At 35.7% G+C, this 15,569-nt stretch carries 9 protein-coding genes; all 9 read right to left on the bottom strand.

Translation table 11 applies throughout. From position 1 onward, the window contains the following. Nucleotides 1–2 precede the first annotated feature (2 nt). Entirely contained in the window at nucleotides 3–875 is an 873-nt protein-coding gene (locus K9L86_00310; protein MCF7907309.1) for a radical SAM protein, read from the bottom strand. Nucleotides 876–900: 25 nt separating this feature from the next. Further along, a complete protein-coding gene (locus K9L86_00305; GenBank protein MCF7907308.1) occupies nucleotides 901–1,713 on the bottom strand; it encodes a class I SAM-dependent methyltransferase in 813 nt (270 codons plus the stop codon). 12 nt (nucleotides 1,714–1,725) lie between these two features. Continuing rightward, on the bottom strand, nucleotides 1,726–5,580 hold the full coding sequence (locus K9L86_00300) for a radical SAM protein (GenBank protein ID MCF7907307.1): 3,855 nt from the start codon (nucleotides 5,578–5,580) through the stop codon (nucleotides 1,726–1,728). Then, nucleotides 5,577–7,805: a radical SAM protein gene (locus K9L86_00295; GenBank protein MCF7907306.1), complete on the bottom strand. Its 2,229-nt coding sequence runs from the start codon at nucleotides 7,803–7,805 to the stop codon at nucleotides 5,577–5,579. Before K9L86_00295 ends, K9L86_00300 begins: the two co-directional genes overlap by 4 nt. 121 nt (nucleotides 7,806–7,926) lie before the next feature. Further along, nucleotides 7,927–11,394, bottom strand: coding sequence for an ABC transporter ATP-binding protein (locus K9L86_00290; GenBank protein ID MCF7907305.1), 3,468 nt, complete (start codon nucleotides 11,392–11,394; stop codon nucleotides 7,927–7,929). After that, entirely contained in the window at nucleotides 11,391–12,173 is a 783-nt protein-coding gene (locus K9L86_00285; GenBank protein MCF7907304.1) for an ABC transporter permease, read from the bottom strand. Before K9L86_00285 ends, K9L86_00290 begins: the two co-directional genes overlap by 4 nt. After that, a complete protein-coding gene (locus K9L86_00280) occupies nucleotides 12,174–13,469 on the bottom strand; it encodes an FAD-dependent oxidoreductase (protein ID MCF7907303.1) in 1,296 nt (431 codons plus the stop codon). It abuts the gene before it with no gap. A gap of 155 nt (nucleotides 13,470–13,624) precedes the next feature. Beyond that, complete coding sequence (locus K9L86_00275) at nucleotides 13,625–14,593, bottom strand: ATP-binding cassette domain-containing protein (GenBank protein MCF7907302.1); 969 nt, start codon at nucleotides 14,591–14,593, stop codon at nucleotides 13,625–13,627. 6 nt (nucleotides 14,594–14,599) lie between these two features. Next, a complete protein-coding gene (locus K9L86_00270; GenBank protein ID MCF7907301.1) occupies nucleotides 14,600–15,565 on the bottom strand; it encodes an ABC transporter ATP-binding protein in 966 nt (321 codons plus the stop codon). Between the last annotated feature and the right edge of the window lie 4 nt (nucleotides 15,566–15,569).

Here is a 15,569-nt window from a genome sequence, read left to right as displayed (position 1 = left end):
CTTTAAATCTCTTGCTTAGCCTCTTCGCACCTGCGGCACAAAAATCCTTCAGGAACCTCTCCTGTTCCACGAATCATATCCCAAATCTTTCTTCTTTTGCCATTCCATATTTCATGGATGCTTTGTTTGTTTAGGTCGCCTAAAATTACTTCTCTTCGCCAATCCATGCAGCACAAAATAACCTTACCATCCTCTACCACATGAAGCATCTCATCAGCCCAGATAGAATTACATCCACTGATCTTGCCTTGATGGTAGACTTTTGGTAAATTAGTTACATTGCTGGCCCGAGATATGGGCCCGTCAAAATAGCTTATTCTTTCTATCCCCAGTTTTCTCCAAAAACTAATAGCCTCTTCCCGCTCTTGAGGAGTCAAATATACATGGCGCAAAAAAGTTAGCATAAAATAGTTCTTTATATTTTTCTTCGCTTTTGCTTTTTCGATAAAATTGGTTATTCTCTTCAAGCTGATCTCATAAGGAATGCCCATTGCCCGCTCTATAGTTTCTTTTCTGATCCCATGAAAGCTTACCCCGATCCAGTCTAGACGAGAATCAATAAGTTTATCAGCCAGGTCATCGCTAAGTAAGGCTCCATTGGTCAAGATATGCACACTAGCCCAAGGAACTTTATCTTTGGCATAATTTATTCTCTCAACTATGCAAGGATCAGTTAAGGGCTCGTTATTCATGTAAACTATAATGCATTCAATATCTTTATGGTTACTGCATTCATTAATAACTTTTTCATAAAGGCCTCTATCCATTATTGTCTTGAACCTTACATCTTTTATATCTTTATAGGGACAAAATACACAAGAAGCATTGCATAGAGAAGTAGTTTGGATTGAAAGATATTTAGGAAAAGTCAGCATCTTAAATTTTCACAATTTTGCTTATTCAAATCTTATCAAAAACAATACACGCTACGCCAGTACCTTTTTTATCTATTGCTCGCTCATAAAAATTGCGATATTCACCTTCATAATAATGGCACACCCTCCATAAAATAGGCGCGAATAAAGGTATGAGCCAATTTATTTTTCTAAATTTATTCTGCAAGTATTGTTCCCCAAAACTTATATAACGTTCTCCAAAATATATAACCTTCTTAACCTTTAAATTGGCTGGATCAATTATCCGCTCTTTAATCGCCGCTACACTATACTTCCGCTGGAAATATCCTACCCCTTCTGGGTTATCTTCTTCTATATAATCCTTGCCATTAAACGGAAAAGTTATCACAGCCCTCCCGCCTTTTTTTAAAATTCTTGATATTTCCTGCATCATTACACTATCACCATTGCCCTTAATATGCTCTAATACCGAAATACAAGAAACTCTATCAAAGTAATTATCAGGAAAATCGAGCTGTCCTTTCTCTGTAGCTTCGTGAATCAAGAAATTTTTTCCAGAAATATTGCATAACCCCATCTTTCTAATATTGCTCTGATAATAAGTAATACTGTCTTTTATAATGGACTGATCATCAAATACGTGCACGTTACAGTTATTTTTCGCTACGACAAATAGAGGAAAAATGGACTTTCCACTACCGATATCGAGATACTGTTCACCTGCTTTTAGTTCAAGGTTATTGTAGACTAAAGGGTATTCCAACCATTTAAAATAATAAAAACTTTGAAAAAAACGCTCAAGGCTGATTTTTCTTAAAAATAATTGAAAATCGATAGCACCCACTTTACCCGCCATATTCAATTAACTTCAACCTCCTTCTTTTAGATTTATTCTTTTATGAAACTCCTGATTATGCATCAAATTATCACATTCTTTTATACAGCCTATATCCTTAAAGTAAGCGTTGCTTTTCGATAAATACTTTGCTTTAACTCTAAACTCATTGTATTCGGGCGAAAACCAAATATCTTTAAAAGATTTAGTCTTGATGTTGCCGATTATTTTTTTAACCCCCCGGCAGCAGGGCGCAACGCTTCCGTCTGCCAAAACTCTTGAAAAAATCCAGCCGGCATAACAAGGCAATTGATCAATGCTCGATTTATCATATTCTCCTTTTTCAAAGTCTCCTTGGAAACTAGATACTCTTTTTAGAAAATTCTCAAAAAATTCAAGCTGCAGCTTGTTATCTTTATTTCGTTGCTGAACCATAAGAGCTCTCTTTAGCAATTCGCTTCGTTCATCTTTATTCAACAAGAACTTATCGGTTTGACCGGAAATAATATCAACCAAGGTAAAATAGGCTGCATCAGCTCCATGATCTAAAGCAAAATCATACATTGCTTCAAAATCAGTGAAATTATTATTCATGATTACATTAGCAAAGGTAGTCCGCGGTTTATACTTATTTAGCCCTTTCAAATAAGAAAGATTTTCTTTTAATTTCTTAAAATAATCCTCACCGGTACCAGGATGAACCAAATTGTAGACTCTCGATGAAGAACCCCAAATGCTTATGCATAACTCCTCCAATCCCAAATCACACAATCTAAGAATATCCTGTCTAGAGACCAAACCAAAGTTCGTAGTTACCGCAACTAAAATATTCTTTTTTCGGGCATGCTCTATTACTGTCATCAAATCTTTATGCATAAAAGGCTCTCCGCCACCAGTGAACCTAATACGCTTTGTTCCTAAATCAGCTAAATCATCGATTAATTTAATAAGTACCTCTTTAGATAATTCTTGTTTCAATAAATCCAAAGCTGGTTTATTTTTTTTCAATAATGGCGAATACATCCAACAAGAAATGCATTGCAAATTACACTTATTGGTCGGATCAATTACTACTTGTTCGGGTCCCAAAAAAGCCTTCCGGCCATGGATGACCCCGGCAATTAAAGGGTCACTGTGGTAATTCTTAAAATTATCGTTTTTGGACCTAAGCCTCCTTAGAGGCTTCATGGCTTTAGCTACGTACTTAAGTGTCAGCCTTCCCAGTGGCGTCAACATATTCATCTTGTTATGCATCCAAGTGTTCCTCCCGATATCATCGCAACTCTTGTAACAACCGGCCTCCTTTGTATTGGGATCGTTGCCAATCAACCTAAAGAAAGGATCATCTTTTCTGCAAACTAAAGTCTTTTTACGAAAATGTGCCTGTTTAGCACTATTCCAAATTTCGAAAAATCTATCTTTATACAAAGAACCGGTCGGAATTCTATGCGCCTTAAGACAAGAATGAACTTCCCCGTTAGGAATTATTCGTGCAAAAAGCCAACCAATATAACAAGGCATACTATCAATAACACCTCTATCGTATTTTGCCTCCTGGACATCTTGAGAAACAGAAATCCTTCTCAAAAACTGCTCAAACTGAAAAAGCAATACCTTTTTACTCCTAATTATGTAATTTTTATCTAATTTTAATTTTATTTTCCTGCATAAATCATTAAGCTCATCCAACTGTCCTTGATTTAAAGCAAGCATATCAGTAGCCCCAGGCATAGTATCTACAAGGGTAAATTCTAAAGATTCAGATTTAGTCTCAACGGCAAAATCAAGCATCTTCTCAACTTCAAGGTAATTCATGTTAAAAATAACGTTATAAATTTTTATACAGGGCTTACTTTTCTTTCGTAAGTTCAGATATAGTAAATTCTCTTTTATCCGTTGAAAGTCAGCCTCGGTTTTATTAGGATGAGTTTTTGCATAAGTTTCGGCCGTAGCCGCCCAAACACTCACCGTAAGATGGTCAACCTCCATATCGATTAAGCAATCTATCTTTTCTTGATTAAGAAGAGTAAAATTAGTATTTACGTGACAGATTAAACCTTTCTTTTTTGAATAATCGAGAATCTCCATAATCGCTGGATGCATAAATGGTTCACCACTTCCTGAATAATAGACCTCAGTAGCACCCATATTAGTAATCTCATCCAATAATTCCTTTACCATTCCTAAAGGTAAATATTGATTTTTTTTATCAGCCGATAATCGTTTCTCTTTCAAAAGAGGTGAATTGCACCAACAAGCAATGCAAGTGTTATTGCAATCATTAGTCAAGTCTATCTGAACGTGGAATGGACCTTTATAACCATGTTCACCATCAAATACACCTAAAATTTCTGAATATCTCTTTTTTAAATTATTCGGTTTAATATTACGAGTAATTTTTGCAAGCGTATCCTCAACCCTACCCTTTATAATGCTATTCTTGATAGTTAAAAGGTAAGGCTCCTTTTTTTTCTCTTTATTTTCAAATTCCTTCAATCTCCCGTCGATTTCTAAATTTACTCCCCAATTATCGCAACTCTTGATGCAATTGATGTTAGAAAAATACTTATGATGCTTAGTTAAATTCTTAGCGTTAAGCCGAAACTTTTTATATCGATAGGAATGCCAAATTTTAGAAAAAGTTCTTTTCTTAATATTACCTAAAGATAACTTACCTGCCTTGCAACAAGGGATAACATCACCATTAGCTAAAATACGAGAATAATACCACCCTATATAACATGGGATGCTATTTATTTGCTTTTCATATATCCCTCTCTCTAAATCAGAGCGCAATAATCTCCTCAAAAATGAACCAATACCCAACATATTCAACAATTTTATGCTCACTGCATTTTCATCGTCAACGCACTCAATATTTTCCTCGCAAGTTTTACATATATTATTTTCAAATTTATACCAAAATGCAACCGGACGAGTCCCTCTGGTTGATGTCGACTCTGAAACAATAATTCTCTTATCTTTTATCTCGTGATCTTTTTTGCAAACCAAAGAACTGCTACACTGAGAAACGCAAAAGCCGTTTTTGTAATTTTTCCAAATCTTTCCAAAATCAAAAAATTCCTCATCAATAAAACTATCTATCGGCATTTCTTTAGGCGTATTAAAAGATATTAAATCTTTTCGCTTTCTTATATTGTCCAATTGATTTACTATCTCGCTCTTATAGGCATCTTTCAGGGCCAAATGATCTGTTTTCCCAGAAATTATATCAACAACCTGAAACTCTAAAGAATCGGCATCCATTGATTTAGCAAAATCAACCATTTCCTCAATATTTCTATAATTTTTACTGCAAATTACATTATATAATTTTAAATGCGGCTCCAATGAACCATACCGCTTCTTATAAAAAGCCAATTTCTTTAAGTTACTCTTTATTTTTTCGAAATCAGCTTCGCTTTTTCCTGGATGAGTTAAGCTGTAAGTTTCAGCATCACCGGCCCATATGCTGGCAGTAATTAAATCGACTTTGCATTTTACTAACAGCTCTGCCATTTCCTCATCGATAAGAGAAGCATTGGTAATTATATTTAGATACATATTTTTTGACTTTATATTTTTTATAACCTCTTTTATTTCTGGATATAAAAATGGCTCCCCTGATCCGGATAAAATTACCTCCTGAGTTCCTAAATCAGACAAATCATTAATCAAACTTTTAACTAATTCGAAAGAAAGTTGTTTTTTGCCTTCTGGAAATGATTTTTTTTCCTCAACTAAAGGTGAGTGAATCCAACAAGCAACGCAGCTACTATTGCATTTGTCGGTTAAATCTATTTGGACAGTGTGTGGGCCACAAAATATCTTCTTTTGCTTAGTTATACCCTTACATATTTTATCCCAGGTGACTAGATAATTCTTCATATCTTACCGATAAACTTCTTTCTATGAAAAATAGAATAATTCAAGTAATCTTTAGTCTTCTTAACTGCATTGCCTAAACCATCTTTTTGTGCATAATTATAGAACCTTTTTAGATCACCCAGCAATCCTCTTTTTTTCCTTTGATAATCTAGCCACAACCTGTAAGCATGTTGTTTTGATTCTTCTAAATCTCCCAAAGAAAGGTTATCCGGCTGGAAAACACAACTATAATGACCATCATACAAAGACCAATTCTTAGTAAGAATTTTTTCCTTTTTATCTAGCTCTTCAAAAAGAGTTGTGCCTGGAAAAGGTGTAATAATTGAAAATTGAACTGACTGTGGATCTAATTTTAAAGCATAATCAACTGTTTTTTTAATTGTCTCCTTAGTTTCTCCAGGAAGACCAAAGGAAAAAGTCAAATGAACCTTTATGCCTAAATGTTGGCTATATTTAATCATCTGCTCTGCTTTTTTAAGGTCTAGACATTTTCCACACCTATCCACTAACTCTTGCGAAGCACTCTCTACTCCATACTTTACCGCATGTAACCCAGCCTCCTTCATCTTATCTAAAATCTCCTCATCCATAAGGTCGGCTTTAGCCATAATTGCCCAGGGGACATTATCTAGCTTTCTCTTTATAATCTCATTGCAAAAATCAAGCATCCTAGCTTTTCCGACATTAAAAGTATCATCATCGAAATAGACTGATTTAAAGCCTTTTTCTCTTACTAAGTACTCCATTTCATCAATGCAATCAGTTACGTCCCTCACTCTATAGGTCTTTCCGCCAAAAAGAATCTGAGGCCAAAGGCAAAAACTGCAACCAAAAGGACAACCCCGCGAGGCAACTATTTGAACCGAAGGATGAGGAATATCACCAGGTAAATCCCAATATTTTTCCATCGGAAGCTTATCCCTGTGAGGCCAAGGTAAACAATTTATATCAAAAGGCTCCCGAGGATGATTCTTAATAATATTACCTTTTTCATCTCTCCAAATAAGGCCTTTTACAAAAGTAAGATCTTTTTTGCCCTTAGAAATAATCTTCGTCAATTCCAAAAGCGTAAATTCATATTCTCCGAATAAAACATAATTAATGAATCTATTTTCTTTTAAAAATTCAAATTTATAAATTTCAGAATTTGGACCGCATAAAATTATTGTAAAACCAAAATTTGATAACTTCCTTAATAGCTGCAGATCATGGTAAAATGAAGGCACAGAGGTCTCAACAACTAAAACATTACAATTAGCTCCTAAAAGCCGCTCGATAAACTTATCTTCGGATAAACATTCTGCGATAGCATCAACTAAGTCAGCCTTGATACCGTTTTTTTCTAAAAGAGAGGTGGCGTAAGCAAGAAAAAAAGGAAATGGTAAGTAATTTCCTTCGCTTAAATCTTTCATGTGCGGCCAACGAGAGCCAGCCCTTACTCCCCCTACCCCGTTATTCTGCCAAGGTAGATTTACTAGCATAACTTTTAATTCTTTGGCTTCGGAAATAGCACTTACTCGTTTCATTGTAGACTTAAAGTAATCTTGACGCACATCTTCTATTTTCTTATCTAACAGATAATTGTCTTCGTATAATTTTATTCTGCCAGCAAAAAGCTGATAACAACCCGGCGGATAATCCCTTTCATCTTCGTGATTAATCTTTCTAAATCCTATAATATGGGTATTAATATCTAAAGGGGTATTTTGAACAAGGGGGGAAAAAACTCTGCTATCATCGCAAGATTCAAATACCAATGAAGGCAAGAGAGTGTTTCCAGTAGGAAACCTTACTCCCACAAAAGAAGTAAAAACATTATCTAGACATAAATCTTGCCAATATTGATTAAGCCGGGGAAAAACTTTCTCCTGAAAGCTATTAATCCAAGTTTTATACTTACGGTTAACTCCGCAAACCATCCGGAATTCATCAATATGAAGATGCTCTTCTATTTCTAAATCTATCTTCCAGTATATTTGGTGGTCGCCCTCTAACTTTATTAGCCAATTCTGGCTCAAAGGTAACTCCTGGAAAATTACCTTGACCTTGAGATAATCTTCTCCTTGATCCATAATTTGCCAATGAGCCTTTGAAGAATCTGTCCATAATCCTAAAGTATTAAGCCCGACATTAAAGTGTACATTTTCGGTAATTGGGGAATTATTCCAAGACATGCCAATCCCTTTATCCAAATAATCTATTCTTAGCTTGCCGTTAATAAGCATTATTTGTTTTTGTTTACGCTTACAATTTCTCCTCTGCGGCAAATAAATAAAATATTTTATACCTCTATAGACAGCATAAATCAAACCCCCCGCGCTTAGATGATTTCGAAACTTTTGATAATTACTTCCTAGTCTCAATTTCTATCATCCCCCTAAAGTATGGATATTTACCTGGCAAAATTGCATTATTACTTGTACTTTGATACTGCAACAACCTTGCCCTATATAAAATACCTGTATTTTCTATAACCGCCTGCATTTCTTTATCTTGTCTTTCGCTTTTAAAAATTATCGAGGGAAAACATTCTGAAACAGCAGCTATCTTGTTTGCATCCCCAGACCAAAATCTAAAAGGTAGAATATCGTGATTCTTAACATAGACATCAAGAAATTTACCGCTGTTAAAACTGGGAATTTCCCAATTCCTGTATTTAGAAGAAATCATTACACTAGCCTGTTCTATCTCTAAATTAACTTCACCGTAAATCTCCATGTCAACTTGCCAAGATATTGAATTCTTGCCGAGCAACTCTAATTTCCATGTTTGAGAAATGGGAAGGTAAGGCCAACCTCCAGTTGCCACAATTTTTTCCTTAGCTTTATGCTCTATTTCCCAAGCTGCCTGGTAAGAATCCTGCCAGATTCCTTTTGAACGCAATGAGGTATAAATTCCTAATTCCGAAGTTAACTCTTCTTCCTTCCAGAAAATTTTAACTCTGCCACGATCAAAAACAAATCTTATATCATCTTTTTTAAGCTCGACAATATCTACCCTAGAAGCTTCTCTTTCTAATTTAGCTTCTTTTCCAAATATGATTTCTCCTTCGAAATAAGTATACTTTCCAGGTTTAACCAGTTCTTCTTTTTTAGATACAATCAAAGGAGAGCAAAGGCCAACGCATTCTCCATCTTCACTTCTTCGCTTATAAAGGTTTATAATTCGTCTATCAATTTGGGAAATAATTTTCAAAAGCATTTTTGGAATTTTACTTTCATTGTTTGATCTCAATAGTATATTCGAAATTCTATTATCTTTTAGTCTAATCGGACCGATCTCATCCACATATCGATCAATAAAAAAATTGCCTTGCTCATAGCCAGTATCCCAATTATTATAGTCATCTTGAAGCTCAAGCTTCAGATGATGATCAGACAAATGAATCTGCTCGCTTATTTCCATTTCGACTTTAACTCTTAGAATACCCTTTCTTTTGAAACTAAGAGAAAAAATTTGTAAAAGCGGTAGTGAGTCATAACTTAAAATTAAAACTACTTCTTCATCGGAAATCTTTTTTGTCTGCCACCTAGTTTCCTCCCTATGAAACCACTTCCCGAAAACGCATAATGAACTATGTAGACCGGCCCCTTTAGTAATCTCTTTGTCCTTAAAGTATATCCTTAAAGATTTTTCTTCCTTATCAACAAAAAAACGAAAATTATCTTTTGATATAGTACTTTTAGCGCTAAGCAATCTTTTTGCTTCTTGTTGCCTAAGTAAATGGTCCTGTCTTTCTTGTTTAAGGTAATGATCAATGGGACTTTCCTCTTCAAGCAGGCTAAGTTGAACACCAAAAGATGTATTTTTTTGAATAAAACTTTGCCTGGGAAGGCTTAGCTGTAGTACCCGACAGGAATTTTCTTCATCGCTGTTCTGTACAATACAATCAAAACTTTCATTGTTATCTAAAGCAATCGCCGGTAACGATGTTTGTTTTCTTAAACCAAAACATCTTGCTTTCGGGTCTTTGAGAGACATATCCTGCCAAGAGCTGAATTTATCTGGAAAATCTTCCTGCTGATAACCGCAAAAGAAAGTTTTGTACTCACTTATTAATAGTAAACCGATTTTCATAATCTCTGGATTGAAGGTTTTCTTTACGATGGAATTTAAATTCCAAAGAAGCCCCCCATTCTTAACTGAAAATTTCCAAGTTTGTTTAAAATCAAACACTTTCCAAAATAGTTTAATTATGAAAACTTCCTTTTCTTTAGTTATCTGCCAATCCGCAGAAGTAGTATCGTACCAGATATTATTGATCAAAAAAGATATATGGAATCCTTCTTTTTTGGTGACTTCTTTATTCTTAAAGTATAGCTTTAAAGACTTTTCCTCCTTATCAGCAAAAAGACTAAAATTGCCCCAAGCAAAAGTTGATAAATCCCGCAATCTGACCTGTTGCGCTTCTTTCTCTAAAGCTAGTTGCTGGTTTACTTTTTTAATGCTCTCTTCAAATATATCTTTCTCTTTTTTAATATACTCTTCAAATATATTTTTCTCAGGAAATATTTTAAGAAAAAATAGATTGTCTCCGGCTAACTTTAAATCCAACTGAATAATGCGTCCTTCCTGGTCATAACCTGTATTGAAAAGTCTAATCTGAGTATCCTTATCCTCTGCGGTCAAAACAAAAGAAGGACAACTCTTAACTTCCAAGTCTGCGGTTAAACCGACCATAGCTTGGGGAAAATTAGCTAAACCCAAATTCTGCCAAGTAGATTTAGAAATAAAGGAAGGAAAACCCCCGCCTTGGTCTAAATTTAACCATTTTTTATATTGAGGGTTAAGCAATAAATCTATATGCGGATCTCTTACATCTTTGTCTTTTATCTTCACCTGCCAACATAATCTGCTTTCAGAAAATTCCAAAACCCAAACCTGAGAAGGCCCTCTACCTTTATATTCTCCCTCAGCAACAATTTTATTAGCTGAAAAATGGCTTATCTTCCAGAATAAATCAAAAGAAGAAAGCCAACTACCAAGGGAAGAAACAAAATAAGCCACATAACCACCAAATTCTTTAGTAAGGGGCACTCCTGCGTAGCTAAAAGTAATTCTCCCATTATTAAATACTAATCTTAATTTATCCTTTTCTAAAACTGCAATACCACTTTTATCCCCAACAGTCTCTAGGTAATGATAGATAATCTCAGCGGGATTACCTCTGTCGATAAGTTTACCTTTATCCAAAAGGATAACTCGATCGCACAGCCTACTTATCATATGCATGTCATGACTTACTAAAATAATAGTCTTTCCCGATTCCTTTAACTTGAATACTTTATCAATACATTTCTTTTGTGCGTCAGCATCGCCTACCGATAGAATATCATCAATTAAAAGAATATCCGGCTCTACAAATATAGCCAAAGCAAATGCTAAACGGGTATACATGCCCTGTGAATAATATTTAACCGGGGCATCGATAAATTTACCAATATCAGCAAATTCGACGATTTTCTCCATTTGCTGTTCAACTATGTCTGTATCTAACCCGTAGATACGGGCATTAAGAATAACATTTTCCCTCCCGGTAAACTCAGGATTAAAACCAGCCCCTAGCTCCATCAATACCGATACCTTTCCTCGAACAGATATATCTCCTCTATCCGGAGCAAACATGCCAGCGATTAATTTTAATAAAGTAGTTTTTCCGGCACCATTTTCACCAATTATTCCTATAACTTCACCCTTATTAACTGTAAAGTCTATATTGCTTAAAGCCCAAATTTCTTCCCAAGAAACTTTCCTGTCCCTTACAAATTTAATCCGGTACTTCTCCCAAACATTATTAAATTCTATTATCCTCATACTCGTTTTAATAAACTATTTTCATTTTTAAGGAAAAAGGCATAACCAACGATGAATGACGTAAAGGAAATAAAAAATAAAGTTAACAAAATTGGAAGGGATAACGGCTTCGCTTCAAACAAAATTAATCTATAAGAAACTACATAGTAAGTAACTGGATTACTTAAGCAGATCCAGCGAAATGAAGCCGGTAACATATCCAAAGAGTAAAAAATAGGCGTAACCCAAAACCAAACCATTAACCCGATAGCTAAAAGATGGGATACATCACGAAAGAAAACATTTAAAGATGAAAAAATCATAGCAAGCCCGACAAGAAAAAATAAATAAAAAAATAAAACTACCAACAGAAACGGCAAAACCGTAATTACCCTCGGATTAGAAACAATAAAAAAAGGAAGCAGAATCAATAAACCGATCAGAAAAATTAAAAAATTAGAGATAATCGAAGTCATTGGAACAAACTCTCGAGGAAAAATGGCCTGCCTTAATACCGAAAAATTGGCAATAAAAGACCCGGCGGCTTCGTTTATAGCATTAGAGAACAATAGCCAAGGGACTATCCCTGATAAAACAAAAAAGGTAAAATTTTCAATACCCACCTTAAATACATTAGTAAAAATAAAATTAATACTTACAGCCAGAATAAGAGGGGTCGCCACTGCCCACCAAATACCCAACATAGAACCAGAATACTTTGCCTTAAGCTGCTTAATCGACATCTCCCACAAAATGGATTTATGGAAAAATACATTTTTTATTCTTTTTCTAAACTTCATTTATATACTCCTAGCCGTAGCTTGGGCCTCCAAAATAACATCCTCCATAGATAGGTATTGCCAACCGCCATAACGGCCGACCGAAACAACCTTGTTTTTCGACAAAAACTTAAAAATTCTATGCCTGGCTGTCCTATAATTCTTATCATAAATCGGATAAGCGTAATCTATATCATTCGTGTATTCGCAACAAGTAGAATTATCCTTTCCGAGAATTCCGGCTCTGGCTAAATCTTTTTTTATCGCCGTGGCAAGCCTTGACTTACTTATCGCAGAACCACCGAGATATGAAGCTTCGGCATATAAAGAGCTCATGCCTCGTGGCGCAAGCTGCGATGAAAAGTTATTAAAAAATCCGACTCTAAAAAAGGAACTATCTTTTCTCGGAAAGTAAATCCAGTGTTGTCCTGGCCTAATATTTCCTTTTACCCCTAGATTTATATTATAAATAGATAGCCAGTTTAATCTTCTAAATTCAGATAAAATATCTTTTGGCAATCCTTTAATAATTTTGCCAAGCTCGGGTAAAGGTATGGTAGAAACTAAAATGTCAAATTTCTCTTTGGAACCATTCTTAAACCTTACTGCTTTATTCTTTAGGTCGATTTCTGCTGCTTCGGAATTTAAAAAAATATCATCCACCCTACCGGAAAAAGACTTTATCAACTCTTCTATTCCGCCTTGCTTAGGGTACCAAAAAAAGGAATTATACCCTAAATTATTACTTCGGCTTCCAATGGCCCCCTCAACAACATCTTTACGCGAAGGAAGAACTACGAATCGCTCTGCCCATTCATAAGAAAGGTTTTCTAAGGGCATTTTCCAAAATTTAAGGTTATAAGGAACCATAAAATGCCTGGCAATCCCTTTACCAAAATTGCTATCTATCCAATCCCGAAAATTATTGGTTTTAGCAGTTTTTTGTCCATTAGTATTAACCTCAATAAAGTTTTGAAGGCATTCTGCAGCTATATTTTTAGGCAGACCGAAAAGATTAGCCTGAAACGGATAAGGCAATAAACGTTGATGAGTATCAACCCAGGCACTTCTTTTATGTTTTAGCAAATTGCCCTTAAGAAGTCTCTTGACCAGCAGAAAAATATCCTTTCTTCGGAAGTGCAGAAGATGACCTCCAAAATCAAAGGTAAAGCCATTCTTTTTTATTGAACGGCACAATCCTCCACATTCTTTCTCTCTTTCAAAGACAGATACCGCTTGGCCCTGCTTACCCAAAAAATAGGCAGCACTTAAGCCGGCTAACCCGCCTCCGACAATCAGGATTCTCTTTCTTTTCATTGGTAATTTCAAGACAAAGGCCCCTTTAGAAAGCCTTATTGATATTATCTTAATTATTATACATTAAATTCAATGAATTCCAACCAAATTACAAATCAATAGCGAAGGAAAAAAATCAATAGAATAAAAAGAAAAGTCCTGAAAAAGGCGCGGTTTTATGGCAAGCTTGACCTAAAACAACTAAGCCAATGGCCGCTACTTACCTCTCTTAACTCCGGTGGCTTTTTGCGACAGCCATCAGAACGAAAACTGCAACGAGAATAAAATGAGCACCCTTTTGACCTTGGCTGATCCTTAGTGTCACTAGCAATATGAACTCTTTTTATTTTCTTAACCTCTAGCTGCGGTGATGCCGCAAGCAAAGTCTCAGTGTAGGGATGTAGTGGATTCCCAAACAACTCTTTTGACTGAGCTCGCTCAACTATTTTTCCTAAATACATCACACATACCTCATCGCTGACGCACCTAACTACATTTAAATCATGGGCAATAAATAAATAAGTAAGTTTAAACCTTTCCTGTAACTCTAGCAATAAATTAATGATCTGGGCCTGGATAGAAACATCCAAACTTGAAACTGGTTCATCAAGAATAAGTAGTTGCGGATTAAGAATTAATGAACGGGCAATACTAATTCTTTGGCGCTGTCCGCCACTAAACTCATGCGGATAAAGAGTTAAACAATTCTCTGGTAAACCCACCCGATCAAGCATCTTCTTTGATAAATCAAGTATCTCCTGTTTTGATTTTACGCTATGTAAAGCAGCTAGCCCTTCCTGAATAATTTTAGCTACCGTAAAACGGGGATCTAAAGAGTTAAACGGATCTTGAAAAATAATCTGCAAATCTCGACGCAACGGCCTCATCTGGCTTGCGGTCATATTAGTTATTTGATGACCGAGAAAGTTAATCTCGCCTGAGTCCAGCTCAATTAGCTTAGCTATTGATCTAGCCAGAGTGGTTTTTCCACAACCAGACTCACCGACTAAAGCTAAAGTTTTCCCCCGCTCAAGAGAAAAACTCACCCGATCAACTGCTTTCAGCCAACCAACCGTCTTATAAAACAAACCTCTTTTGATCGGATAATATTTCTTTAAATTTTTAACTTCTAATATTGCACTCATAGTCTACTACTTCACATAGTGACAACTCACCCAATGCCCTGGACTAATCTCTTTATATTCCGGATACTGGCTTAGACAATTATCTTTTTTCTTTGGACAACGCGGATTGAAATGACAGCCTAAAGGTTTACTAGCCGGATCTGCCACTGAACCTTCAATAACTTTTAGTTTCTTTTTAATACAATCACCCCTGGGGATAGATGAAAACAAAGCCTGAGTGTAAGGATGTAAGGGATTTTTAAATATTTCTTCTGTTTTAGCCAATTCAACTATCCGGCCAGCATACATTATTGCTATCCGGTCAACTACCTCTGAACAAAGAGCTAGATTGTGGGTTATTAAAATAAAAGTAAAATTACTCTCTTTTTTTAACTTAAGCAAAAGCTCCATTATTTGAGCCTGGATGGTTACATCTAGGCTGGTAGTTGGTTCATCGGCAATAATTAACTTAGGCTCACAAGATAGGCTCATTGCGATTACTACTCTTTGAGCTTGGCCGCCACTTAAATTATGCGGGTAATCATTTAGCCTTGACTTTGGATCAGGAATTCCAACTTTGTTCAAAAGATCAATAACTTTTTTCTCTTTGGTCTCCTTTGATACCCCTTTTTGATGAAAGCCAATAGCCTCGCCAATTTGAAAACCAATTCGATATACCGGATTCAATGCCATAAACGGCTCTTGAAAGATAATCGCGATATCCTTACCTCTAATTTTTTGCATCTGATTTTGAAATAGCTTTAGAATATCGTTCCCTTCAAAAATAATTTCGCCGTTAACACTCTTACCCGGTGGCTGAATCAAGCGCATCACTGAACTAGCGGTAACACTTTTTCCGCAGGCTGATTCACCGACCAAGCCCAAAGCCTCGTTCCTCTTCACCGAAAGGTTCAACCCCTCTACCGCCTTAACGACTGAGTCTTCAGTGTAAAAATAAGTGTGCAGATTCTTGATCTCTAATATATTTTCCATATTA

The organism is Candidatus Omnitrophota bacterium, from assembly GCA_021735655.1.
GTDB lineage: Bacteria > Omnitrophota > Gorgyraeia > Duberdicusellales > 4484-171 > JAHKAJ01.
Note: the sequence above shows the minus strand (reverse complement) of the source record. Positions and strands in the feature narration are given on the sequence as shown.